This is a genomic window from Micromonospora sp. DH13 (assembly GCF_020873825.1).
Classification (GTDB): Bacteria; Actinomycetota; Actinomycetes; order Mycobacteriales; family Micromonosporaceae; genus Micromonospora; species Micromonospora haikouensis.
Map to the genome: position 1 here is coordinate 38234 of NZ_JAHWGR010000013.1, position 25165 is coordinate 63398.

At 71.8% G+C, this 25165-nt stretch carries 20 protein-coding genes, 1 tRNA gene and 1 pseudogene; 13 read left to right on the forward strand and 9 right to left on the reverse strand.

The genetic code is table 11. The features are described from left to right. Positions 1–63 precede the first annotated feature (63 nt). The 3 genes from LPA42_RS14880 to LPA42_RS14890 are packed head-to-tail and all read left to right on the forward strand — an operon-like array spanning position 64 to position 2973. Complete coding sequence (locus tag LPA42_RS14880) at positions 64–1089, forward strand: iron ABC transporter permease (protein WP_077935571.1); 1026 nt, start codon at positions 64–66, stop codon at positions 1087–1089. Further along, positions 1086–2108 carry an iron chelate uptake ABC transporter family permease subunit gene (locus tag LPA42_RS14885; protein ID WP_077935570.1) on the forward strand — a complete coding sequence of 341 codons (1023 nt, stop codon included), beginning with the start codon at positions 1086–1088 and terminating at the stop codon, positions 2106–2108. The genes LPA42_RS14880 and LPA42_RS14885 overlap by 4 nt, the downstream gene beginning before the upstream one ends. A 43-nt stretch (positions 2109–2151) precedes the next feature. Continuing rightward, on the forward strand, positions 2152–2973 hold the full coding sequence (locus LPA42_RS14890) for an ABC transporter ATP-binding protein (protein WP_077935569.1): 822 nt from the start codon (positions 2152–2154) through the stop codon (positions 2971–2973). Between the two features lie 106 nt (positions 2974–3079). Here the strand turns inward: LPA42_RS14890 and LPA42_RS14895 are convergent, their stop codons facing one another. Next, on the reverse strand, positions 3080–5992 hold the full coding sequence (locus LPA42_RS14895) for a tetratricopeptide repeat protein (protein ID WP_077935568.1): 2913 nt from the start codon (positions 5990–5992) through the stop codon (positions 3080–3082). Between the two features lie 215 nt (positions 5993–6207). On the opposite strand from LPA42_RS14895, the gene LPA42_RS14900 reads away from it, so the two are divergent. Next, complete coding sequence (locus tag LPA42_RS14900; RefSeq protein WP_144082515.1) at positions 6208–7422, forward strand: hypothetical protein; 1215 nt, start codon at positions 6208–6210, stop codon at positions 7420–7422. 335 nt (positions 7423–7757) lie between these two features. On the opposite strand, the gene LPA42_RS34445 is transcribed toward LPA42_RS14900, so the two are convergent. The 3 genes from LPA42_RS34445 to LPA42_RS14915 all read right to left on the reverse strand — a co-directional run bounded on the left by LPA42_RS34445 (position 7758) and on the right by LPA42_RS14915 (position 11438). Continuing rightward, on the reverse strand, positions 7758–9599 hold the full coding sequence (locus tag LPA42_RS34445; protein ID WP_077935566.1) for a tetratricopeptide repeat protein: 1842 nt from the start codon (positions 9597–9599) through the stop codon (positions 7758–7760). 371 nt (positions 9600–9970) lie between these two features. Further along, complete coding sequence (locus tag LPA42_RS14910) at positions 9971–10351, reverse strand: hypothetical protein (protein WP_077935565.1); 381 nt, start codon at positions 10349–10351, stop codon at positions 9971–9973. A 1015-nt stretch (positions 10352–11366) separates the two neighbouring features. Continuing rightward, positions 11367–11438, reverse strand: a tRNA-Lys gene (locus tag LPA42_RS14915). Between the two features lie 405 nt (positions 11439–11843). On the opposite strand from LPA42_RS14915, the pseudogene argS reads away from it, so the two are divergent. Next, positions 11844–12321: pseudogene (gene argS, locus LPA42_RS14920) on the forward strand (arginine--tRNA ligase); the annotation flags it as partial. Between the two features lie 487 nt (positions 12322–12808). Here the strand turns inward: argS and LPA42_RS14925 are convergent. From LPA42_RS14925 to LPA42_RS14940, 4 genes are all read right to left on the reverse strand, one after another. Further along, entirely contained in the window at positions 12809–13258 is a 450-nt protein-coding gene (locus tag LPA42_RS14925) for a SitI3 family protein (protein WP_077935564.1), read from the reverse strand. A 15-nt stretch (positions 13259–13273) separates the two neighbouring features. Further along, on the reverse strand, positions 13274–13672 hold the full coding sequence (locus LPA42_RS14930; protein ID WP_077935563.1) for a hypothetical protein: 399 nt from the start codon (positions 13670–13672) through the stop codon (positions 13274–13276). A 194-nt stretch (positions 13673–13866) separates the two neighbouring features. Continuing rightward, positions 13867–14394 (reverse strand): DUF6244 family protein, encoded by a 528-nt coding sequence (locus LPA42_RS14935; RefSeq protein ID WP_043963713.1) that lies wholly within the window; start codon positions 14392–14394, stop codon positions 13867–13869. A gap of 1267 nt (positions 14395–15661) precedes the next feature. Then, positions 15662–15946 (reverse strand): helix-turn-helix domain-containing protein, encoded by a 285-nt coding sequence (locus LPA42_RS14940; RefSeq protein ID WP_077935562.1) that lies wholly within the window; start codon positions 15944–15946, stop codon positions 15662–15664. A 169-nt stretch (positions 15947–16115) separates the two neighbouring features. Here LPA42_RS14940 and LPA42_RS14945 point away from each other — a divergent pair, with 169 nt between their 5' ends. Next, positions 16116–16508, forward strand: coding sequence for a helix-turn-helix domain-containing protein (locus LPA42_RS14945; protein ID WP_158229363.1), 393 nt, complete (start codon positions 16116–16118; stop codon positions 16506–16508). 97 nt (positions 16509–16605) lie between these two features. Here LPA42_RS14945 and LPA42_RS14950 read toward each other — a convergent pair whose 3' ends face one another. After that, on the reverse strand, positions 16606–17649 hold the full coding sequence (locus LPA42_RS14950; RefSeq protein WP_077935560.1) for a LacI family DNA-binding transcriptional regulator: 1044 nt from the start codon (positions 17647–17649) through the stop codon (positions 16606–16608). Between the two features lie 442 nt (positions 17650–18091). On the opposite strand from LPA42_RS14950, the gene LPA42_RS14955 reads away from it, so the two are divergent. The 7 genes from LPA42_RS14955 to LPA42_RS14985 all read left to right on the forward strand — a co-directional run bounded on the left by LPA42_RS14955 (position 18092) and on the right by LPA42_RS14985 (position 25050). Further along, on the forward strand, positions 18092–19291 hold the full coding sequence (locus LPA42_RS14955; RefSeq protein ID WP_077935559.1) for an extracellular solute-binding protein: 1200 nt from the start codon (positions 18092–18094) through the stop codon (positions 19289–19291). Next, positions 19288–20412: an ABC transporter ATP-binding protein gene (locus LPA42_RS14960; protein WP_077935558.1), complete on the forward strand. Its 1125-nt coding sequence runs from the start codon at positions 19288–19290 to the stop codon at positions 20410–20412. The genes LPA42_RS14955 and LPA42_RS14960 overlap by 4 nt, the downstream gene beginning before the upstream one ends. After that, positions 20409–21350, forward strand: a complete 942-nt coding sequence (locus LPA42_RS14965; RefSeq protein ID WP_228986628.1) for an ABC transporter permease — start codon at positions 20409–20411, stop codon at positions 21348–21350. The genes LPA42_RS14960 and LPA42_RS14965 overlap by 4 nt, the downstream gene beginning before the upstream one ends. Further along, the gene (locus tag LPA42_RS14970) at positions 21347–22237 is read left to right on the forward strand and encodes an ABC transporter permease (RefSeq protein WP_077935557.1); all 891 of its coding nucleotides are present in this window, start codon (positions 21347–21349) and stop codon (positions 22235–22237) included. Before LPA42_RS14965 ends, LPA42_RS14970 begins: the two co-directional genes overlap by 4 nt. 67 nt (positions 22238–22304) lie before the next feature. Beyond that, positions 22305–23420 carry a Gfo/Idh/MocA family protein gene (locus LPA42_RS34450; protein ID WP_077935556.1) on the forward strand — a complete coding sequence of 372 codons (1116 nt, stop codon included), beginning with the start codon at positions 22305–22307 and terminating at the stop codon, positions 23418–23420. After that, the gene (locus LPA42_RS14980) at positions 23417–24337 is read left to right on the forward strand and encodes a PmoA family protein (protein WP_077935555.1); all 921 of its coding nucleotides are present in this window, start codon (positions 23417–23419) and stop codon (positions 24335–24337) included. The genes LPA42_RS34450 and LPA42_RS14980 overlap by 4 nt, the downstream gene beginning before the upstream one ends. Further along, on the forward strand, positions 24331–25050 hold the full coding sequence (locus LPA42_RS14985; protein ID WP_096761549.1) for a cupin domain-containing protein: 720 nt from the start codon (positions 24331–24333) through the stop codon (positions 25048–25050). Before LPA42_RS14980 ends, LPA42_RS14985 begins: the two co-directional genes overlap by 7 nt. Positions 25051–25165 lie beyond the last annotated feature (115 nt).

Sequence of the window (25165 nt, forward strand, 5' to 3'; positions counted from 1 at the left end):
ATGGGGCTTAGGGTAGGTTTACCTTAGCCAGCGATGGAACGTTCCACCATGAAGTGAGTCACAGTGTCGGTCGCCACCCCCACCGGCTTACGCCGCCCGCGCCTGCTCGCCGCCGGGCTGCTCGCCTGCGCCCTCGCCCTGCTGGCATCGATCGCGGCCAGCCTCGTCGTCGGCGCCCTGCCCCTGACGCCCGGCACCGTGCTGCGGGAACTCGTCGCCCACGGCGACAGCGAGGCGAGCCTGATCGTCTGGGAGGTCCGGTTACCCCGTACGGCGATCGCGATCTGCGTCGGAGCGGCCCTGGCGCTGGCCGGCGTCCTCATGCAGGCGCTGACCCGCAACCCCCTCGCCGACCCCGGGCTGCTGGGCGTCAACGCCGGTGCCGCCGCCGCCGTGGTGGCCGGCATCCTCGCCGGGGTGGCCGGCCAGCGCGGTCACCTCCTGCTCGCCCTGCTCGGCGCGGGCGTCGCCGCCGGCCTGGTCACCGTCATCGGCGGCACCCGGGGCCCGGGTACGGCCGAGGACGGCCGGCTGGTCCTGGCCGGCGCGGCCGTCGGCGCCTGCCTGACCGGCGCCGTCGCCGGAGTCACCCTGCTGGACCAGACCGCGTTCGACCGGTACCGCTTCTGGGCCGTCGGCAGCCTCGCCGACCAGCCGCTGTCCGCCCTGCTCACGGCCGCACCCGCGCTGGTCGTCGGCCTGGTCGTCACCGTGGCCGTGATCCGGCCGCTGGACGTGCTGCGCTTCGGCGACGACGGCGGCACCGCCCTCGGCGTCAACCCCGGCCGCACCCGGCTGCTCGCGTTGGTCGCCACCACCCTGCTCTGCGGCGGCGCGACCGCCGTGGCCGGCCCCATCGGCTTCCTCGGACTCGCCGTCCCCCATGCCGCCCGCGCGATCTGCGGCCCCCGGCTCGGGTGGATCGTCGCCTACAGCGGTCTGCTCGGCCCGATCCTGCTGATCACCGCCGACGTGCTCGGCCGGCTCCTGGCCCGCCCCGGAGAGATCGAGGTCGCGATCGTCATGGGCGCCATCGGCGCCCCCGTGTTCATCGCCCTGGTCCGCGCCCGGAGGATCCCCCGACCATGACCACCGCCCCCACCAGCGGTCCGGGCCGACGCACGCTCCGTCGGCAGACCCGCCGCGCCACCCTCACCTGCGTCGTCGTGCTCGCGCTCAGCGCCGGCCTGGCCGTCGCCGCCCTGGCCAGCGGCCGGTACGCCACCCCGCTGCACGACCTGTGGCCGGCGCTGACCGGGGGCGGCGACCCCGGCCTGCGGTTCGTCCTGTTCGAGCTGCGGCTGCCCCGGATCGGCACCGCGCTCGCCGTCGGGGCGGCCCTCGGCGCGGCCGGCGCCCTCTTCCAGAGCGCCAGCCGAAACCCCCTCGGCAGCCCCGACATCGTCGGCTTCACCGTCGGCGCGGCCACCGGCGCGCTCGTCGTCCTGCTGGTCCTGCACGACACCCGGCTCACCCCGGCGGTGGGCGCGGTACTCGGCGGTGCCGCCGTCGCCACGGCGGCGCTGCTGCTCGGTGGGACCGGGCAGCGCCTCATCCTCGTCGGAATCGGCCTGTCCGCCCTGCTCACCTCCGTCAACGCGTACCTGCTGACCCGCGCCGAGGTGACCGACGCGCAGAACGCCGCCGTCTGGCTCGTCGGCAGCCTCAACGGCAGCGGCCACCACCTGCCGCTGCTGCTCGGCGCGCTCGCCGCGCTGCTGCCGCTCTCCGTGCTGGCGGCCCGGGGGCTGCGGCTCATCGAGAACGGCGGGGACAAGGCACTGAGCCTCGGCGTACCCGTACGCCGGCAACGCCTCACCGCGACGGCCCTGGCGGTCGCGCTCACCGCCGTCGGTGTCGCCAGCGCCGGACCGGTCGGCTTCGTCGCGCTGGCCGCCCCCCACCTGGCCCGCCGGCTCACCCGGGTCGCTGCCCCCCTGGTGACCACGAGCGCGGCGCTCGGCGCCGCCCTGCTGCTCGCCGCCGACCAGCTGGCCCAACGACTCGTCCCCGGGCAACAACTGCCCGTCGGCGCGGTCACCGGCGTCCTCGGCGGCGGCTACCTCGCTCTCGTCCTGGCCTGGACCTGGCGGGGGAGGCCCAGGTGAGCCGCCCCCGTCCCGCACCGCACCCGCCGCCCCGGAGGCAACCATGACCGCCCCGCCCGCGATCGAGCTGGACTCGGTCACCGTCGGCTACGACCGCCGAACCGTCTGCCGCGACGTCTCCCTGCGGGTCGCCGAGGGAAGCTTCACCGTCTTCATCGGACCGAACGGGTGCGGCAAGTCCACCCTGTTGCGCACCGTCGCCCGCGTGTTGCGACCGACCAAGGGCCGCGTCGCCGTCCTCGGCCGCGACGTCCGCGGCTACAGCCGGCGGCAGTACGCCCGCACCGTCGGGCTGCTCCCCCAGGGCATCGAGGCACCGGCCGGGATGACCGTCACCGACCTGGTGCTGCGCGGACGGCACCCGCACCGATCGCCGCTGAGCCGGTGGACGGCGCAGGACGAACGGGCGGTCAGCGCGGCGCTGGACGTCACCGGGACCGCCGGATTCGGCGACCGGGTCCTCGCGGAACTCTCCGGTGGTCAGCGGCAACGCGCCTGGCTGGCCATGCTGCTGGCGCAGGACACCCCGATCCTGCTGCTCGACGAACCGACCACCTACCTCGACATCGCCCACCAGTACGAGGTCCTCGACCTGCTCGCCGACCTGCACGCCGGCGGCCGGACCGTAGTCGCCGTCCTGCACGACCTCAACCAGGCGGCCCGCTACGCCACCGACCTGGTGGTGCTGCGCGACGGCCACGTCGCCGAGACCGGTCACCCGTCGACGGTGCTCACCCCGGCCCTCGTCGCCGACGTGTTCGGGCTGCGCTGCCGGATCGTGCCCGATCCGGTGACCGGCACGCCTGCGGTGTTCCCCGAGCCCTCCCGACCCCACCCGACCGGTTCCGCACCGGCGGGTGGGTGAACAGGCGACCGGTACGGCAGCCGCTGCCGCCGGCGTAGCTCCCCGGCCTGGACGTCGCCGGGCCGGGTCGAAGCGCTCGATCGCCGGCATCCGGGCTGCCGCGAGCTCACGCCGACCGTTCCTCCCTCCGTTGCGGGTGGTCGTGGTAGGTGGCGAGTCGGTCCCGCACGACCTGCTGCTGCGGGTGGTCCGTGTCGTCGAGGAGACCGAGGGCTTCCCGGCCCCGGACGAGGGCGCCGTCGTGGTCGCCGACCGCGCTGAGTGCCTCCGCCGACACGACCAGGGCGCGCGCCTGCCGCAGCGGGTCGGCCAGTTCGTCGCCGACGGCCCGGGCCAGGGCGGCGTCGGCCAGCGCATCGCGGTGCCGGCCGAGGCGCAACTGTGCCTCGGCCGAGATGGTGAGGGCGTCGCACCGGATGGTGTCGTCGGTGACCCGGTCGTGCAGGCCGAGTGCGACGCGGCCCTGGGCAAGGGCGACCTCAGGCTGGCCCGCGTCGAGGCTGAGTTCGGCGAGCCCGACGTGCGTGAGGCTTCGTCCACGCAGCGAGCCGACCCGGTCCCAGACGACAAGAGCCTGCTGGTAGAACGCGCGCGCCTCGTCGCGGAGCCCAAGCCGATGGTGCGCATCGCCTAGGTTATGGAGGGCGTACGCCTCCCCGGGGACCTCCCCGACCGCGCGGCAGTCGGTCAGCACCTCGTGGAAGCTGTCGATGGCGGCGAGGGTCGCCCCGGTGCGCAGTTGTACGGAGGCGAGGTTGTGCCGACAGGCCCGCTGCATCTCGGCGCACCCGTTCTCCCGGGCGAGGCGCAGGGCCTCGGTGAAGAGGCGGCCGGCGCGGTGGTAGTCGTGGGTGGTGAAGTAGCTCGCGCCGAGGTTGATGAGGGTGCCGGCCCGGCCCAGGTCATGACCGTCGGCAGTCGCGGTGTCGAGGGCGATCCGCAACATCTCCCGCGTGTCTTCCTGGTCGCCGGACCGGTCGAAGACCTCGTGGACGGTGTCGACGATCTGCCAGGCGTGCCGGTGCAAGCCTTCGGCCGCCGCGCGACGGACCATGGCGGGCAGGTTGGTCCGTTCCACCTCGCACCAGCGCAGGGCGGCACAGTCGGAGGCGAACGTTATCGGCGTCACCCCGCCCGGCTCGGGCAGGTCGGGAACGGCCGGTCGGCCCGGTGCCAGCAGACCGACGGCGGTGACGGCCGTGTGCAGGTACCAGTTCAACAGCCGACGGAGCGCCGCGCGGCGCTGCTCGGGTGGCACGTCCTCTCCGGCCCGGTCGGCGGCGTACTGGCGCAACAGGTCGTGCATCCGGTAGCGGCGGACGGTGTCGTGGTCGACCAGGTGGGCGCGGGCGAGCCGGTCGAGGGCCCGCTCGGCTCCGGCGACGTCCACCGCCAGCATCGCCGCGGCGGCCTCGGCCCCGATGGTGCTGCCCGGGAAGAGGCCGAGCGCGAGGAAGAGCCGGGCGGGCAGCGGGTCGAGCGCGTTGACCGACCAGGCGAAGACGGTCCGCAGGGTCATCTCGCCGGTGTCGTCGCCCTCGACGTCGAGCAGCCGACCGGCCAGTTCCTCGGCCAGGTCGCCGAGCCGCCGGTCGGGCCGGGAACCCACATGCTCGCCGATCACCCGCAGCGCGAGCGGCAGGCCGCCCGACAGTCTGGCCAGCGTCTCCAGCGCCCCGGGCTCCGCGCCGGTGCGTCCTGCTCCGACGATGCGGCCGAGCATGCGCTGTCGTTCGAGGTGCGACAGCGGTGCGACGGTGAGGCTGCGGATGCCGTGCCGGACGCTCAGTCCGGGGAGCCGGTCGCGGCTGATCACGACCGTGAAACTGGTCTCGGAGCGGGGCAGAAGCTGCCGCGCCTGGTCGGAGTCGACGACGTTGTCCAGCACGACGAGCATCCGCCGCCCGCTCATCAGCCGGTGGTACAGCTCGAGGCGTCGTTCGGCCTCGGCGGGCACCCGCTCGGCCGGGACGCCGAGGGCGACGAGGAAGCGGTGCAGCGCCTCCTGCGGGCGGACCGGCGGGGCCGGTCCGTGCGCCTCCGCGTTCAGGTAGAGCTGCCCGTCCGGGAACCAGCCCCGCCGGCGATGCCCCCAGTGCCCGGCGAGGGTCGTCTTGCCCACCCCCGGCATCCCGGTCAGCACGACCACCTTCGCGATGCCGTCGCCGGCGGCGAGAGCGTCCAGCTCGTCGAGCAGTGCGGTGTGCCCGGTGTAATCGGGTACGTCATGCGGCAGCTGCCGGGGCGTCGGCACGGTTCCGTCCGTGCCGGCGAGTTGGCTCCTCACCGGCACGCCGGCCTGGAGAGCCGCCAGGTCCAGCACCGGATCAGTTCGCATCGCCCGGCGATAGCGTCGCCGGTAGGCAGCGACAAAATCCCGCGCATCGTGGGTACGACCGGCCGCGTGCAGTGCCGTGGCCCACAATCGGGCCAGCCCCTCGTCGAGTTGGTTCTCGATCAGCAACGGTTCGAGCCGGGTCAACACCCGCTCGTGTAGGCCGATGGCCAACTCGCTCTCCGCCAGAAGTTTCTCCGCCCTGAATTGCTTCTCCCGCATATCCCGCCGGAGGTGTTCACCACGCGCGCCGCGCAGCTCGGCGAGCGGATCATCCCGCCACAGCTCGATTGCCCTGGTGAGCAGATCAATTCCCCGATCATGATGATGCTGGCCAATTGCCTGCCGCGCCTCGGCGGTCAATCGCAGGAACCGGTGGTAATCGACCAGCTCCGGATCCACCGCCAGCCGGTAGGCGTCGGCGCCGGGCACCCGCACCAGGGCATCCTCAAGGCCGACCAGCCGCAAGGCCGACCTCAACCTGCTGGCCAGCGTGTAGAGCAGCGGTCGGCGGGCATGGACAGCGGAATCATGCCACAGGAACTCCACGATCGTCTCGACCCGCACGGGATCGCCGGCGTGGTAGAGCAGGACAGCGAGCAGGCCGCGCTGTTTCGCCGCCCCCAGCGGGATCGCCCGCCCCCCGACCGTGAGTTCGGTGGGACCCAGAATCGTGAACTCCATCAGCTCTCGCCCCCCACTAGATCTTGATCGACGTTCACCTATTTATTCTTGATCCGACAGGCTGATAGTCACAAACCTTTCTCCGCAGAGTCCAAGATCGGACATTCCACTTCCCAGCGCCCTGCAAGCCCACTGCAAGGCGACCGGCAAGGTGATCCGCAGCCGCCCACTCGACGCTGATTCCCATCCGCACAGAACGCCGGAAGGGACGCAAAATGACGTCATTGGAATGGTCGGCCAGCCCGATCGGCATCGACGCCAGCCGTTGGGTGAGCCGGTCGGGCTGTCGTACGGTGCTCGTCGTCGCCCACACCATCACGAGCTGCCAGCGGCTGCTGGACGTGATCGAGTACGTCGAGAGCGACCCTCGGGTCCAGCTGGTCTTCACGGTGGCGCCGGACGTCTTCAACCCGCACGTGAGGCGGTTCCTCGACCGGCTCGGCGCGCTCGTGCTCCCCTGGCACCAGGCCGTCCGGGAGCAGTTCGACCTCGGCCTCGCCGCCGCCTACGGCGGGCTGCACCAGCTGCACGCGCCCCTGCTGCTGATGGCCCACGGGGCGGGGCACAGCAAGCGGGTGCGACCAGCGTCGTACGGCGGACCGGTGCTCGCGGAGCCGCCCGTGTACGGGCTCGACGCCCAGCGGCTGACCCACGGCGGGCGGGTGCTCCCGACGGCGATCGCCCTCTCCCACGACGGCGAGCTGGAGGTGCTGCGCCAACAGTGCCCAGAGGCGGTCGAGGCCGCGGTGGTCGTCGGCGACCCCTGCGTCGACCGGCTCGTCGCCAGCCTCCCCCACCGCTGGAACTACCGGCGGGAACTGGGTCTGGACGACCAGCAGGAACTCGTCGTCGTCTCCTCTACCTGGGGGCGGGACGGCGTCTTCGGACGCTGGCCGGACCTGCTACCGCAGCTGATGACTCAGCTTCCGGAGCAGCGGTACCGGATCGCCGCGCTGCTGCACCCGGCGGTGTGGGACGCGCACGGGCACCGCCAGATCCGCGCCTGGCTCCGGGACTGCCGCGAGGGCGGGCTGCTGCTGCCCGATCCGACCGTCGACTGGCGCGGGCCCGTGGTCGCCGCCGACCACGTCATCGGCGACCACGGCTCCGTCACCGCCTACGCCGCCGCCATCGGACGCCCGGCCCTGCTGCTGCCCGCCCCCCGGTCGATGCCCGCCGCCGGCACGGCCCAGCACCTGCTCGCCACCAACGCGACCCACCTGGACCCGCACCGGCCGCTGCCACCCCAGCTCGCCCTGGCCGCAACGATCGACCCGCAGGCGGTGATGGCGGCCCTGACCGCCCGACCGGGGGAAGCCGGCGTGCTGTTGCGGCGCACCATGTACCGGCTGCTCCAGCTTGCCGAGCCGGGCCGGCACCGGCAGACTTCCCCGGTGCCGATGCCGGCTCCGCTGGACGGCCGGGCATGAGCGCCGCCGCCGAGCCCGTCGTCGTCGCGCTGCTGCCGGGTGGCCCACTGCCCCGCGCGGCACGGCTCGCCGACGTCGTGGTGACCATCACCGGCGGCGATCCGACCCGGGTCGGCGCGAGCCTGCTCACGGCCTGCCCCGGGATCGCCCTCGCCGTCGTCGGCACCCCGGCGGGCGACATCACCGTCGGCGTACGCAACGGCCCGCCGCTGGATCTCGGCCAGGTGACCCCGCCCGGCCTGCTGACCGTCGGCCTACTCGCCGTGACGGCGGGGCTGCTGCACACCCGCTGGATCGCCGGAACCCTCCACCACTGGCGGACCCTAACGGACGCGCTATGGCTCGCCCGCGCCGCCGCCCGCCTCGTCGAGCAGGCGGAGCACGTCGGGCAGCCGGGGAGAGCCGATCCGGGTGAAGACGTCGGCCGCCTCCCGATACTGCTGCCGTGCGGCCTCGTCGTCGCCGCGCCGCCGGGCGATGCGGCCGAGCAGCACCACCGCCTCTGCCCGCTCACTGTCCGACCCGAGGTCGGCCATCCGGCGCACCGCCTCGGCGGCACAGCTCTCTGCGGCGGCCAGGTCACCGAGCCCGAGGTGGGCGTCGGCCAGCCCGGACAGCACCCGCGCGGCGTTGTACGGGTCGACCTCGGACAGCCCGGCGAAAACCTCCCCGGCCTCCACCAACAGCGGTAGCGCGTCGGCGGGTCGACCGGTCCTGGTCAGCAGCATGCCCAGGTTGAGGCAGGACAGGCCCACGCTCCGTACGTCCGGCAGTGCCCGCCGCCCGGCGAGCACCCGGGCGTACGCCTCCGCCGCCTGTTCTTCCTGGCCGGTGTCGGCGTAGAGGGTGGCCAGGCCCTCCTCGGCGTCGACGACCCCCTGGGCGTCGCCCGCCTGGCGGTACCGGTCGACCGCCGCCCGCCCGTGCTGCTCAGCCGCGTCGTAGGCGCCGACCCGGCTGCAGGCCCGGGCCAGCCGCTTGAGCATGTCCGCCTCGGCCCACACGTTTCCCCAGACGCGGGCCGCCCGCACGCCAAGATCATCGATCTCGAGTCGGTCCCGGTAGCTCTTCACGTAGAGGAGCAGGGGCCACATCACGTCGCTGAGCTGCCAGGCCAGCTCGTGGTGCCCCAGGCCGAAGGCGACCCGGCCGGCCGCCATCAGGTTGCCCCGCTCCTGATCCAGCCAGGCGAGGGCGGCGGCGCGGTCGGCGAACTCGGGTGGCCCCTCCAGGGGCCGCAGGAAGGTGTACGGCAGCCGCCGCCGGTAGGGGGTCACCACCAGGTCGGCCCGGCGCGCGGCGGCGAGGTAGAACTCCAGCATCGTGCGTACCACCGCCTGCCGGTCGGCCTCCGGGTCGCGCTGCTCCGACACCTCGCGGGCGCAGAGCCGAAGGATGTCGTGGATCCGGAAGCGGTCCTCGGACACCTCGTCCAGCAGGCTCGCGTCCAACAGCTCACCCACCAACGCCGCCACCTGGGCGGCGCCGCCGGCCCCCGCGCCGACCACCGCCGCGACCAGGTCCACCCCGAACTCCGTCCCCGGGTGCAGGGCTAGCCTGCGGTACAACACCGAAGCCTCCGGCGTCAGCGCCTGGTACGAGAACTGGAACGTCGTCCTGACCGACAAACCGTCCACCGTCGAGAGCCGGGCCAGCCGCTGCGCCTCGTCGGCCAGCTCCGCGACCATCCGCCGGAGTGTCAGCTTGGGACGGGAGACCAGCCGGCCCGCCGCCACGACGAGCGCGATGGGCAACCCGCCGCAGATCCCCGCCAGTTCCTCGGCCGGCCCGGACTCCCGCAGGATCCGCTCGGGGCCCACCGCCCGCCCCAGCAACTCCACCGCCTGCGTGGTCGGCAACGGACCCACGTCGAACAGGCGCGCCCCGTCGGGCAACAAACCGGTCAACCGACGCCGGCTGGTCACCACCACCGCCGTGGACGTCGAGGCCGGCAGCAGGTGCCTGACCTGGCCTGCCGAGAACGCGTCGTCGAGCAGCACCAGCAGGGACCTGTTCGCGGTCACCGAGCGATAGAGGGCGACCTGCTCGGCGAGGTCCACAGGGATGCGGTCCGGCGCCACCCCGAGGGCCCGGAGGAAGGCCGCCAGCGCGACCCCCGGGTCCAGCGGCCGGTCGCCGCTGAAACCCCGCAGATCGGCATAGAGCTGACCATCCACGAATTGGTTCCGCCTGCCGTGGGCCCATTGTCTCGCCAGCGCCGACTTGCCCACGCCGCCGGGCCCGCACAGCACCGCGACGCTGTTTCCGCCCTCAGCGAGAAGGCCGTCCAGTGCTGACAACTCACTCAGCCGAGCGGAAAAGTTCGGCGACGGGGCAGGCAGTTGCCGGGGAATCGGATAACGATCAGCGGGAACGCCGTTGAAATGCACACCGCCGTGAATTACGCCAGCCTGGATGCTCGACCCGGACACATGACCCGACTGCTCGTTCGACGCGGCGAACGGCACCTTGTCCCCGGCCCCGCGGAAATCTGTCCCCAATCGCCGCACCCCCATACGCCTCGCGGCGCGCCCCATTCCGGCAGGCCCTAGAAGATGATGTCTCCCTGCACGTCACGCGCCTGAACGACCCTCTCAGCCGTCCCGCTGAAGTGGTTCACCACCTGACCCTGAACAGCGACGACGCCCGTCCTCGACAACCTGCGCCACTCTTCGTCGAGGGCGGTGGCGAAGTCGGGGTCCCGAGCCATCACGTCAGCCAACGCCGAGGCAAGAGCGGCCTGTCGCCAACGCTCCTGTGGGTGCTCGATCGCGGCTTCAAGAACAGCCGATTCCTGCGTTCCCGCCCCGAACCGGGCACGGACCAGTTGGAACAGCGAGCCGATCGCACTGCGGGCACCGGCCGCGAGCGCCTCCGCCCCCTTGGTCGACAGCGCCGTGGCGACAGCAAGGACTACCTGATCCTCCACACGCGCCCCCCGAATCAGGATTCACATAGACGTTTGGCGTTTCAGGTTTCGATCAGCCTAACGCATTCAGTCAACAGCTCCGAGCCTTCGACAAGCACCACAAAGCAGCAGATTTTATTCATTTCCCAACAGAATCGCACGAACCAAGAAATACGGCATAGCACACAAACGACGCTTTGCGATCATTTCGGACAGACGGCCGCCCACCTCCCGACAGATCGACTTACCGCCCCCGAGGCGATAACGTCCCCCCTCATGATCCAAGCAATGCTGGCAGCGCTGGCCATTGCAGGCCTCGCCACCAAGTTATCGGTACTTCACTCGGAGTTAGCACCTAGCTTCACTCTGCACATGCCCGATACGGAGACAGTCCTAGTGTATTCATCATTCTGGTACAAGTGGGTCACTTCCACTGGGGCACATGTTATGGATCTGCTGATGAACTCAATAACGTTCTGAAAGCTGTCGACTACTTAACGCAGTTGCAGCGATTGCGTTACGTGTGCGCTGCCGGCCGTGGCCGGCAGCGCACACCCTCTATCGAGCTACCCAGCCCGGCTTCTCGCCGGCATGGCGAGACGACGCCCGGTTCCGACCGAGAGAGGCCACCCCCGCCATCGTCGGCGACCGGCGCCACGGCCCAGGGAGTACGGGCACCGGTCTCGCTGACGAAGCTGCCGGCCTTCCTACCGCGTCTGCATCGCCCGCAGCCCGCTGCGGCACGATCGAACGCGACGTCGACAGGGGCGACGTTGAGGCCCGGTGGTCGAGCGCGGTCCCTGTCCTCGATCAAGCGACCGGATGCCACCTGCGATCCTCGAATACCCAACGCGCATGTACGGCCTTTGGCAGCACCAGGCCCGCCCAGGCTGGCGGCGGCGCACCGCGTGCCCCCGTAGCCACCAACCGGGCGAGTGCTCGCCGCCGCCCGTACAACAAGGCCCAGAAACCCGACAATGCTCGTGCGAAGGGCTGCGACATGAGGTGACGGCGGGATGTTCTCCGAGCTCAACGGTGGGCCGCCTGGGACTCGAACCCAGAACCTAAGGATTAAAAGTCCTCAGCTCTGCCATTGAGCTAACGGCCCGCTGAGCCACAGATTACCCGAATGCCTCCTCGCGGTCGGGGTCCGCCTGCGAGCCGCGGCTCGGTACGGCCGGCCGGGGTCACATGCTCCTCGTCCCGGCAGTTCGCGTCAGCGGCATCGCCGACGTGTCGCCCGAGGAGGCGGCCCCATGCTGGCCGCTCTCCCGAGACATCCCGCGTTTCCACTGGCACATCGTTCCGCGGTACCTGGGCGACGACTTCAACAGCGCCAAGTCCTCCGAGGTGCCCCCGAGCAGGCTTGCAGCTCACGGCGAAGCTTGGCAGCACCTTGTCAGACGAGGCGGCGACGAGCTGGCCCTACGGTTGTGGCGGCTGCTGGCCGCCGAGTCGGAGAAGCACTTCCTGACCGTCTACGACCAGCTCGGCCGACCTGCCCGAGGCGGCCATCGCCGACGTCGCCCGCGCGGTCGGCATCGGCGCCATCAAGTACCCCGACCTGTCCACCGACCGGATCCAAGGACTACGTCTTCGACTGGCAGCGGATGCTCTCCCTCGACGGCAACACCGCCCCGTACCTCCAGTACGCCCACGCCCGGATCCGGTCCATCTTCCGCCGCGCCGGGATCGGGCAGCCCACCGTGGCACCGATCTCGATCACGCACCCGGCCGAGCACGCCCTCGCCCTCGAACTGGTCAACTTCGGCGCCGTCGTCGCCGACGTCGAGCAGAGCCTGGAGTTCCACCGGCTCGCCGGATACCTGCACACCCTCGCGGCCACCTTCAGCGGCTTCTACGAGCACTGCCCGGTCCTGCGCGCGGCCAGCGAAGTACGCGACAGCCAGCTGGCCCTGTGTGACCTCACCGCCCGAGTCCTGCACCAATGCCTGCACCTGCTGGGCATCACCACCCCGGACCGCATGTAACCGATCCTCGGCCTCACCACGTGTGCTCGCCGGACGGCAGGTCTACTACCGAGCTAACTCCGCACTGAATCGTGCTTCCGACAGACAGGTGCGGGACCGGGTCCCAAATGGCGGCGCGAGGCGGCCGAGTTGGTGCCGAGGATCTCGTCGCTGAGCCGGAAGACCTCAGGTGCCCATGGTCCGACCCGGCCACCACCTGGGAGCCGGGCGGTGGCAAGGGTCGTGGTCAGCAGCCAACCTCGTGGGGACGGGCTGATGACGAGGCTTCCGTCTGCGTCGTTGCTTGCGGCGGGGACCAGTCGGTCGCCATCCCAGCGAACCCACGCCTTCCGAGGGGCTCTCTCGTCTGCAGACGTGGCCGCACCGAAGATCGTGCAGGTGCTGCCGATGGAAAACAGCATCCGCACGTGCCCATCCTGCCCGCCATCCGCTCCGGTCGGTATCGGCAGCGCTACCCGCCCTTCTGGCTCGCGCTGCGGTATCGCAGCTACAGGAAGATGTCGTTGATGCCGTAGTTGTCCCACCAGGCGTGACGGTGTCTGTGCAGGATGCCGGCGATGCGGGTGAGGAGCAGCCAGTTGCCGTTCAATACCAGCGCGGCGTCCTCCGGCCGGCCGGCGAGCACGCGGGCCACGGCCCTCACCATGTCGGGCACCGACCTACCGGACGGGTCGTCCTTTGGCATGTGGAAAACGAGGTTCACATGCCGGTCGGGTTCCCACTCCCACTGGGTGCCGTCGTCGTCTTCGGCGTCGAAGTAGCCGTCGCTGCCGCCGTAGATGCTGACCGTGTACCCAGACGTGTCCTGAAGGTCCGCGCCGAGCAGCCGTGGATAGCCGGGCAGGGCCGACTCCTCGAATCCTTCCGGCGTGACGAGTTCGGCCACCCGTTCCAGCGGCATGTCTCCCGCCAGCGTCAATCGGTACTCGATAGCCACGTGCCGCCCGCCTTCTCAGTCTCGCCGTATGAGTTGAATGATCTCACCGCCGCGGGTCACCGCAGCGAGCTCTTTGAGCTGGTGGATCGGCCAGTCGTCGAACTGCTTCTGGAGAGCGGTTAGGTCACCGCGCCAGTCCCGCAGGTTCAGCACCACCCGTTGGGTCTGCTGGCTGGCCACCTTTCCCGACACCTCCGTCCAGATGCCGCGCACGGCCTTCGCCGGATTCGGTGCGTAGCAGTCGAAGACGTGGCCTTCGATCAGATAGTCGGGGTCCTTGTCTGGCTTTCCGACGTCGCCGGTGTTCAGCCGCGCCTCGGCGATCTCCCGCTTAGTCGGGTTCTGGTGGACCCGGTAGCCCCGCTCCGCGACCGTGTCGGCGCACGCGTTCTCCAACTCCAGCGACCGCCGCACGCTCTCGTCCTCCTGCGGCGGGATCCGCGTTCGTGGTCCGGTTGGTGATCCGCCGGGGACGCCGGTGGGTTGCCTGGCCCACGGGGTGGGGCCACGCCCAGCGGAGGTGTCACCGTCGAGGCTGGTAGCTGGACCAGCCGGGACGCTGGTGGCGGACGGGGGCGGGCTGGTCGGTGCGGGACCGCCAGCCCCGGTCAGTTTCCCGAGGAGCCGAGCTGTCGCGCCTCGGCGATCGCCGCCTCGACGTGCTGACGTGCGATGCCGGTGCGCTGGACCACCAGGACCAGGACCTGCTTGATGCCGTCCAAGGCCTGGAGCAGTGGGCCGGGCTGTCCACCCTGGAGGATCATCGCAACGAGTTGCTGTGCCTCACCGACCTGGGTGATGATGCCGGTCGTGGCGTCGCGGGCGCTGTCCACGGCGGCCAGCACGGGAGTCAGCCCGGCGATCGTCTCCTGCGGGGTGGCTTCGTGCGGGACGGCCGCAGTCGCCTTCGTCGCCTCCCCGATCGAACCGGAAAGGCTGCCCAGGCCGCCCTGGATTTCCGTGATGGTGCTGCCGACCCGGGTCATGCCCGCCGCTACCGCGACGAAGCCGGCACCCGCGGCCCGCAGCGCCACTTCCTGCGCCTGGTTTCGGGCAGCGGCCATCAGACCCTGCGCACGCTCGACGCCCGTCATCAGCGCACGCAACTCACCGGTGATCTTCTCGATATGCGACACGAGGCCGACTTTCCGATCGAAGACAGACACCACTGAAGCTACCGGGGCGTCCTCACGGCCACCAGGACCCCATCGGGGCCGACGGGTGCTCCACGGGTGCTCGTATGTCCCCGACACGGACGGGTTCACGGCGCGAATCCTGGACGTCGACCTCGACCCACCCTCGCCCGGCTGCAGTAGGCGACACCGGGGGGCGACAGTCTCCCCCGGGGTCGTCAGCAAGTGTTGGGCTCACCTTCGACGTCGGCTGCACTGCCAGCAGTCGCCTACGCCGCCTAGCCGGTCCGGGCCCTCAGTCGAGGAGACCACTGGCGCGGCGGGAGAGAGCGGCGAGCTGGCCGTCGGCCCGCTCTCGGCGGGCTCTCACCCGGTCCTTACCCTCTGCCGCAACGCCCGCTGGCACTCGCCGGGCTGGCGCAGCGCCCTGGGTAGTGCAGTCGAATGTGGACAAGGCGGCGTCGCGGACGTCGATTGCCTGGCGGCGCATGATGACAGGTCACCGCCACGGCACGACCCTTCGATCGTGGGCAATGTCACACGGCGTTGCATGGTGCAAATTGCAACTAGCGACAAGCGCGTCGCTGCATTTCGCCAAACGTGTCCGTTACAAGGAATATGAGACGTTTTGCGGGTGCGGGAAGCAGGATTCGACCCGAATGTCAACGTACAAACCGTGTGGCAAGACGGTGAGGGAATAGTCACGGCGACCGGCGACCCCTGGGGCGGCGCCCGCGTTTCCGTCGCAACGTCCGTCACTCCCGCCCCTGCTGAGCGTTGAGTCGAACGCGGAGGGGAGTACGTAGACCTTCTTCGGGTCACCGGTGTCCGAAGAAACTGAAAGGCCTGAAGGCCCCAACGAAACAAGCCCCGCCCGTCCCGGGAGGCAGCCAGCACCCCGAGACGGCACGGTCCGAGCAGTGGAGGCGCTGGCCACCGCGTTCGAGCTTGCAGCAGTAGTGCTGGAGGCCCGGGGAAACGGTGGCCCTGCTGACGCAGCCAGGGCCACCGCCCATCTGCTACGTCTGATCGCCGCACTCGCAAAGTTCAACGATCAGAGGTAGCCGCTCCCGGTGCGGGGCCGGCGCATGCCGGCCCCGCACCATTCTCAGCATCCAACGAGGACGCTTCAATAACGACGCGGCACTCTCACAAATATGCACTGACGTGCGAAAACATCTGACTGTGAACCAGATGGCCGCCCGTCGATCGGGCATAGCGCGCAGTCACCTACGGGCCACACCTGTCGAAGGCGGCACTGTGTCATGGGTCAGGACGGCGTTCGCGCGCGATGCGCACCCGGACCTCGCACCGGACCTGCGCCGCCGGCACGGGGTGGATCGCCTCGCCCCCTTTCAGAGCCGGCGACGGTGTGGGCCTCGATGTAGGCATGCAGACTTCGGAGCGGGATGCGGATGCTGCCGTTCGGCCCGTCGCCCTTGATCGCCTCCAGTGCGCCGGCCCCGATGTAACGCCCGACGCTCCATCGGGAGACCCGGAGGACGTCCGCGACCTCCTGGACGGTCAGGAAGCGGTCTGTATCCAGCTCCGTCATCGAAGACCACCTTGCATCGAATCGCAGCGTATCCGTGCGTCACAAGATGCTAGTCGACGCACGAAGCCGACGCAAAGCGATGCAGGACGAACACGCAGCAAGGCCCCGTGGCCTGCACCATCGCGGCTGGGACTATGTCCGGATCATGCAGTCGTGCTACAACATGCACGTGACTCGGGGGCCCGAGACGGGCGTGGCGTACGACCTCTGGTGGCGCGTGCGCCACGAGCAGGGCGCACGCGGCTGGACGGACGAGGAGCTACGCGCCCGGACCGGCGTCGCCCGCACGACGGTCGACCGCCTCCGGGGTGGGAAGCGGCCACCCACCGCCCGCGTCGTCAATGCCCTCGCGGACGCCCTCGACATCGACCTGACCGAGGCGCACCGGCTCGCCGGTCGCGCGCCCGCCCCGCCGGCCGCCTCCATCGACGGGGAGGGCGCGCCCCGGGTGAGCGCCCGTGAGGCGATCCTGCGGGATCCGGCCTACACCGACCAACAGCGCAGGGCGATGCTGGAGCTGCTCGACATCTTCGAGCAGGCCAATCGCAGCCGCCGGCCCTGAGCACGGCCGGCCCTGAGCACGGCCGGCCTGAGCACGGCCGGGCGGGCGGGGACGACGCCCGCCGCCCCGTCGGTCGCCTGGTGGGCGGGTGGTCGGCTCACGCCCCCGGCGCCGGGCCGGTCGATTGGCGCAGCACGAGGTGGTTGAGGCCGGGCGGGTGTGCCAGGCTTTCCGGCTCCTCGCCTCTCAGGAGGGCGAGGAGCCGCAGCATCGCCTCCCGGCCCTGCCGTTCCCGGTCGACCCTGACGGTCGACAGCGCGGGCCGCATGTACCGGCCGATCTCCTCGTCGTCCCAGCCGACGACGCTGATCTGGCCGGGCACGTCGATGTGCAGGCTCTGTAGCCCCTGGATGACCCCGAACGCGACCCGGTCGTTGGCGGCCAGCACGGCGGTGGCTCCGCACCCGGCTATCACCGTGGTGGCCGCCTCCCAGCCGGACCGTACGGTCCAGTCGCCGTCGACGACCGCGCAGGAGGTGAGGCCGAGTTCCGCGACGGTCGCCTCGTAGACCTTGCGGCGGTTGCGCGCGGAGGCCCACAGGTCGGAGCCGGCCACGTGCACGAAGCGGCGGTGACCGTCGGCGGCGAGTCGGCGCACGATCTCGGCCATCGGCGCGGCGTCCGCGAGCAGGCCCTGGGCCCGCATGTTGTCGTCGTACTCGCCCTCGACCAGCACCGGCACGGGAAAGGACGTGAGGTCGAGGCCCGCCATGCGGGTGGCGAGCGGGGCGAAGGCCAGGATGCCGTCGATGTTGTCGGGATGCAGCAGTGTGTGCATCCGGTCGGCCCTGGCGGAAGCATCGCCTTCGAGCCCCACGACGTCCAGCAGGTAGCCGGACTCGTGGGCCGCGTCGGCGGCACCGTTCAGCAGCCGCGTGGGCACGAAGTCGGTGGGGCCGGGCAGCACGACGGCGACGCGGCCGGACCGCCGGGTCCGCATGGACCTCGCGGCGAGGTTCGGCCGGTAGTTGAGCTTCTCGATGGCCTGGGTGACCTTCTGCAACGTCTGGGGCTTGAGCCCTCCCTGGCCTCTGAGGAACCGCGACACCGTCTGGTGGGAGACGCCGGCGGCACGGGCCACCTCGTGGATCGTGGCAGCCTTCCCGGTGCGGCCGGCCGGCTCTGGATACCCGGTTGCCATGTCTCATCCCCCCTGGTCGGCAGCATTGATCGATGAGCGTTGACAGAAAAGTGATCGATCACTATCGTAGGCGAAAAGCATAGATGTACGTCTAATTACAGTGCGGGTCCGCGGCGGATCCGAACCAGCTGACCGGCGGCGACGGTTGCCGTCCGTTCGCAGGGTACTTCGCTCGGTGTTCGGGCGCGCCCCGGCCGGGTCCCGCCCGGTCCCCGCCGGGCGAGTTCCCGCCGCCCTCGTGCCATGCCCTGGCCCGGGCACCGTCCGTGCCGCCACAGGCGGGGCCCTGGCCAGGTCCGCGCAGTTCACGTCGCAAGCGATGACCAACGGGACCGGCCCGCACCAGCGGGCCGGGCGTCCGCCGGCTCGTCGTGCGCTGACGCCCGATCGGTGACCGCCGCCGGTGTCGGCCTCCGCACCATCCTGACCAGGAGGATCGTCGATGACGAGATCCCGTCCGAACGCGCTCGCGACAGCCCTCGCCCTGCTCGTCGCGGTCGCCGCCGGGTGCGCCGCCCCGGACCGTACCCCGGTCGCGGCACCGCCGACGACGGTGCCGGACCTACCGACCAGGCCGGTCGCGTTACGCATCCTGGACGTGTCCGGCGTCCTCGCCCTGACCAAGCCGATCATCGAGAACTTCGCCAGGGAACACCCGCAGCTCGTGTCCTCGGTGCGGTACGAAAGCGGCACACCGACCGACGTCATCGGGAAGCTCTACGCCCAGCAGCAGTCTGGCAACGTCACGGACGACCTGGTGCTCACCGGCACCGAGGGGCTGTCCCTGCTCGCCAAGCAGCAGACCGTCGTACCGCTGCTGCCGGGCTACGCCACCGCCCTGCCCGACCCCGCCGCCGTGATGACCCCGGCGGCACGGCAGTTGCAGACCGCCCTCGACGGCACCGGCATGATCATCTCGGGCCAGCCGGACGGCCCGGTGCTCGCGTACGACACCCGGACGGTCGCGCACCCGCCGAAGACCCCGCAGGAGCTGCTGGCCTGGGCGAAGGCCCACCCGGGGCGGTTCGGGTACGCCGCCGTGCCCACCGGCAGCGGGCCGGCGAACCAGTTCACCGACGCGCTGCCCCACATGCTCGGCGACAGCAACCCGGCCGACCCGGCGACCTGGACGAGGACCTGGGCGTACCTGGCGGAGCTGAACAGGTACACGGCGCCGTACGCCACCAAGACCGTCGACACCTTCGACGCGCTCGCCCGGGGCTCGCTCGACATCGTGCTGACCGAGACCGGCTTCGACGTCCAGATGAAGGCCAAGGGCGTGCTCGGCGACCAGTTCGCGCTGCAGGCGTTCGACGATCCCGTCACGATCGAGGTCGCCCAGTGGGCCGCCGTACCGAGGGGCGTCGCCCCGGACAGGCTGGCCGTCTGCCTGGCCCTGATCAAGTATCTGTTGCAACCCCGTCAGCAGGCGCTGACGATCCCGTTCCGCGCCGCCTTCCCGGTGCAGGGCGTGGAGCTGTCGATGGCCTCCGCCGACGCGCGGGCGCGGTACCAGCGGTTCGGCAGCCCGGACTTCAACGAGCGGCTCCTGGCGACCGCGCAGGTGCAGAACCCCGTGGTCGGCGACCACGTGCAGGTGAAGTACGACATCTGGAACCGGTCGATCGGCGCGAAGAGGTGACCGGCCGGGGAAGCGGCGGCGGCGCGCTGCGGATCCGCGCACTGCGCCGGGAGTTCGGCTCCTTCGCCGCGCTGGAGGGCCTCGACCTCGACGTGCCCGCCGGCGAGTTCGTGGCGCTGCTGGGCCCGTCCGGCTGCGGGAAGTCGACGGCGTTGAACCTGCTGGCCGGGCTCCTCGAACCGACGACCGGCACCGTCAGCCTGGACGGCCGGCGCATCGACCGGCTGCCGCCGGAGAAGCGCGGCATCGGGATGGTCTTCCAGAACTACGCGCTCTTCCCGCACCTGACCGTGGCCGACAACATCGCCTTCGGCCTGCGCATGCGCGGCTGCCCGAAGCCCGAACGGGCCGAGCGGGTGCGGCGGGCCCTCGACCTCGTACGGCTGCGGGCCCAGGCCGACCGGTATCCGCGCCAGCTCTCCGGTGGCCAGCAGCAGCGGGTGGCGATCGCCCGCGCCGTGGTGGTCGAACCGCGCCTGGTCCTGATGGACGAGCCCCTGTCCAACCTCGACGCGAGCCTGCGGCTGGACCTGCGTACGGAGATCCGGGCGCTGCACCAGCAGCTCGGCCTGACCACCATCTACGTGACCCACGACCAGGCCGAGGCGCTGTCGCTGGCCGACCGGCTGGTGGTGCTCCGCGACGGCGCGGTCCAACAGGTCGGCACGCCCGCCGAGGTGTACGAGCGGCCGGCCAACGCGTTCGTGGCCGGGTTCGTGGGCTACCGCAACAGCGTGCCGGGGGAACTGGCCGCCGGGGTGTTCGACGCGGGTCCCCTCGTGCTCCGGGTGGGCGGCACCGGGAGCACCCCGCCGGACGGTGGTCGCGTCGTGGCGATGATCCGGCCCGAGGACCTGCTGATCACCCGGGAACCCGCGACGGGCGCCGGCAACGAGGTGCCCGTCGACGTGCGGGTGTGCGAGTACCAGGGCCGGAGCTTCGCCGTCGAGGGGACCGGCCCCGGTGGGCGCGTCCTGCACGGCCGCTCGGACCAGCCGGTCCGGCCCGGCGAGCGGGCGGTGGCCGTCGTCGCGCCGGACCGGATCCGGGTCTTCGCCGCCCCCGAGGAGGGCGCGCGGGCCGGCGGGGCCGCCCTGTTGGCCGGTCGGGAGCCGTCGTGAGGGCGGCCGGGCCCGCCGGGGCCACCAGCGACCTCGACCACCCGGAGGCGTACCGGCTCACCTGGCGGGACCGGGCCCGCCAGCGGGGCCTCACGCCCACGCTGTGGCTGGTCGCGCCGGGCGTGGTGTTCATGATCGTGTTCTTCGTCTATCCGCTGTGCTACGGCGTCGGGCTGTCGCTGCAGGGCACGGGCGGCTGGTTCTCGGCCTACCGTGACTTCTTCGCCAACCGGCTGGTCAACGACCACGGCAGCCGCGAGTCGATCCTGATCACGCTGGAACTGGCGCTCGCCGCCTCGATCGTCAACGTCGCGCTGGCGGTGCCGGTCGCGTACCGGATGCGGGGAACGGTCCGGGCCAAGCGCACCATCATGGCGGTCGTCCTGGTGCCCATGACGCTGGGCACCGTCTTCGTCGCCTCGGCGATGAAGGAGTTCCTCGGCCCGTCCGGCTGGCTCAACCGGGCGTTGCTGCACACCGGCGTCGTCGACCAGCCCCTGCAACTGGTCGGGAACTTCACCGGGGTGCTGCTGTCGCTGGTGTTCACCGGGCTGCCCTTCGCGTTCCTGCTGATGGTCGGGTACACCTCCGGCATCGACCCCAGCCTGGAGCAGGCCGCCGCGGTCTGCGGCGCGCAGCCCGCCCAGCGGTTCTGGCTGGTGACGTTCCCGCTGCTGCTGCCCGGGATGACGATCACGTTCTGCCTGTCGTTCGTGCTGGCGTTCGGGGTGTTCCCCTCCGCCACCCTGGTGGGCAACGACGCCGGGCCGACCCGCGTGCTGTCGAAGATCGCCTACACCGAGTACAGCTACGGGCGCTACCCGACCGCGTCCGCCGCCGCCGTGGTCATGGCGGTCGTCCAACTGGCGGTCCTCGGCCTCGTGCTCTGGGGACGCGGCCTGCTCCACCGGGGGCCCACCACCGGGGGCAAGGGATGACCGGCGTCGCCGCCCCGCCCGCCGAGGAGACCGCCCCGACGCTCCCCGGGCCCGGCCGCCGGCCGCTCCGGCACACCCTCACCGGAGCGGTGACCTGGGGCGGGCTGTGGGTGTTCGTCGGGGGCCTGCTGCTGGCCGTGGCCACCGTCCTGCTCGCCTCGCTCACCACGCAGTTCACCGACGGCTGGCTGCCGCGCGGGTACACCACCCGTTGGTATGCCCAGTCGTGGGCCACCTTCGACCTCGGGCACCTGCTGGCGACCACGGTCGGGGTCGGGGTCGCCGTCGTCGCGGTCACGCTGGCGGTGGCGCTGCCGACCGCCTACGTGCTGGCCCGGCTGACCTTCCCGGGCCGCAGGCTGCTCCTGCTGCTGATCCTCGTGCCGCAGGTGGTGCCCGTCATGACGTACGCCGTGCCGCTGGCGACCCTGGTCTACCGGCTGAGACTCAACGACACCCTCGCGGGGATCGTGCTGGTCAACCTGGTCCCCGCCATTCCCTTCGCCGTGCTGGTGCTCGTTCCGTTCGTGGAGCAGATCGATCCCCGCATCGAGCAGGCGGCACGGGTCTGCGGGGCGACGAACCGACGCGTCTTCGTCCACGTCCTCGGGCCGCTGCTGGTGCCCGGCCTGCTCGCGGCCGGGGTCCTGACGCTGGTGCGGGTCGTGGGCCAGTTCGAGCTGACGTTCCTCGTCTCGGGACCGGACAGCCAGACGCTGGTCGTCGCGCTGTACGGCGCGGCGGTCCAGGCCGGCGAACTCGCCTCGCAGGAGATCAACGCCATGGCGGTGGTCTACATGCTGACCACCCTCGTGCTGCTGCTCGCCGCCCTGCGGCTCGTCGATCCGACCGCGGTGGCCGCCCGGGACCGGCGGTCCCGCCGATGAACCCGTCCGCCGCACCCCACCCGCAGGACCGAACCCCCGTCGCACCGACCGCCGAAGGAGCAACCGCGTGACCCGTCGAGACGAACGCATCCGGGTGGCCGTCGTGGGCACCGGCGGAATCGCCACCAGCAGTCACCTGCCCGCCGTCCAGGCCCACGGGGACCGGGTCGAACTCGTCGCCGCCGTCGACGTTGACCCGTCCCGGGTCGCACGGTTCTGCGAGCTCGCCGGCATCACCGCCGGCTACACCGACCTCGACGAGATGCTCGCCGCGCGACAGCCCGACCTGGTGCACGTGTGCACGCCGCCGGCCGAACACGTCGGGCAGATCGAAGCGGTGCTGTCGGCCGGGATCTGGGCCTGGGTGGAGAAGCCCCCGTGCCGCACGCTGGCCGAGTTCGACCGGATCACCGCCGCCGAACAGGCCAGCGGGGCGTACGCCTCGGTGGTGTTCCAGCACCGGTTCGGCTCCGCCGCGCGGCACACCGCCGCGCTGCTCGCCGCCGGTGAGCTGGGCCGTCCGCTGCTGGCGCAGTGCACGACCGCCTGGTACCGCCCGCCCGCCTACTTCGCCGTTCCCTGGCGCGGCAGCTGGGCGTCCGAGGGCGGCGGCCCGACCATGGGACACGGAATCCACCAGATGGACCTGCTGCTGACCCTGCTCGGGCCCTGGGAGGAGGTGACCGCGATCGCCGGGCGGCTCGACCGCGACGTCGAGACCGAGGACGTCTCGCTCGCCCTCGTCCGCTTCACCAACGGCGCGCTGGCCAGCATCACCAACAGCATCCTGTCGCCCCGCGAGGAGAGCTACCTGCGGATCGACCTGTCCGACGCGACCGTCGAACTCACCCACCTGTACGGCTACCGCAACAGCCACTGGACGTACACCGCCGCCCCGGGCGTGGCCGACGACCGCCAGCGGCGGTGGCGGCTGCCGGAGCCCGACCTGCCCAGTTCGCACACCGCCCAGTTCTCGCTGCTGCTGGCCGCGATGCGGGCCGGCGTGCGTCCGCCGGCCAGCGGGGCGAGCGCGCGTCGCACCCTCGAACTCGTCACCGCCCTGTACCAGTCGGCTTTGACCGGCCGGTCGGTGCGGCGGGCCGAACTCGTCCCGCAGAACCCGTTCTACCACGCGCTGCACGGCGACACGGCCGGCTGGGCGCCCGCGCGGAGCACCGCATGACCCCCGGCAGCCCGGCCCGCCTGCGGGTCCGGCACGACATCGGCACGGCCGTCACGGTCGGCGTGCGGGACCGGGACCTGGTGTCCTACGTGTACGGCGCGGAGCCGGACCCGTGGGAGTGCCCGGCACCCTTCTTCCACCCGGTACGCACCACCGCCGGCAACCTCGTCTCGGCGCACCGCCCGCACGACCACCGCTGGCACAAGGGCGTCGCGATGACGATCTCCCACCTGTCCGGGGACAACTTCTGGGGTGGCTACAGCTACGTGCGCGGCGAGGGCTACCAGCGGCTGGACAACGTCGGGTCGCTGCGGCACGACGCGTTCTCCCGGTTCGACGTCGGCGACGACCGGCTCGACCTGACCGAGCGGGTGTGCTGGCGCAGCGCCGGGGGCCGGCACTGGATCTCCGAGCAGCGCGACATCGCGGTGCACGACGTCGACGGGCCGGCCGGCACGTGGGAGCTCACCGTCGCCACCGCGCTCACCAACGTCAGCGGGGGGCGGCTGGAGATCGGCAGTCCCACCGTCTTCGGCCGGGAGGCGGCCGGCTACAGCGGCTTCTTCTGGCGTGGGCCCCGGGATCTGACCGGCGGCACCATCCTCGCCGCCGGCGGCCTGGAAGGGCCCGGCGTGATGGGCCGCCGCGCGGCCTGGCTCGCGTACACGGGTCCGCACGACGTCGTCGACGCGGCCTCGACCGTGGTCGTGGTGCCCGACCCCGCCGCCGACGACAGCCCGCCCGTCTGGTTCGTCCGCAACGAGCCCTTCCCGGCGGTCAACCCGTCGCTGGCGTTCGCCGAGGAGGTGGCGCTGGCCGCCGGGGCGACCCTGCGGCGGCGTTACCGCCTCGTCGTCGCCGACGGCGCGTGGGACGCCGACCGCGTCGAGGAGTACCTGAAGGAGCACCCGTGGTGAACCTGCCCAACGGCGTCGGCGTCTCCGGGCTGGAGGTCTACCCCTGGGCGGCGTCGGACGGCTGCCACGGCGGCTCGCCGCACCTGCACACGGCGTGCACCGAGGCGTACGTCGTCGTCGGCGGGCGCGGCGAGCTGCACACCCTGACCCCCGCCGGTCCCGCCACGACCCCGCTGCTGCCCGGCACCGTCGCCTGGTTCACGCCCGGGACCGTGCACCGGGCGGTCAACCTCGGCGGCCTCAGGGTGGTCGTCATCATGGAGAACTCCGGGCTGCCGGAGGCCGGGGACGCCGTACTCACCTTCCCGCCGGAGATCCTCGCGGACCCGGCGGCGTACGCCGAGGCCGCCATCCTCGGGCCGGAGCCCGCCGACTCCCCGGCGGCCGAGCGCCGCGCCCGCCACCGGCGCGACCTCGCGGTGCGGGGCTACCTCGCGATCAGGCGCGACCTGGCCGCCGGTGACACCTCGTCGCTGCGGGAGCTGTACCGGGCGGCGGTGTCCCTGACCGCGCCCCGGACCGCGGCCTGGCACCGCATCCTCGACGCCGGTCCCGCCGCCTCCCTGCGGGAGGTCCGGCGTCGCCTGCGCTCCCTGGCCGACGGCTCGGGCGCGCACCTGGCCGAGGCGAACGTCCGCGTGCGGACGGCACCCGAGCCCGACCAGCGGCCGTTCGGCATGTGCGGCCGGCTCAGCCCCTACCGGGCGACCTGAACGCGGTCGCCGGCCAGCCGGCCCACCAGCACCACCACCACCGGTGCGGGCCACCGCCCGCACCACGCACCACCGCACCACGCACCACCCGCGCCGTGCACCGCCGCACGGTGCG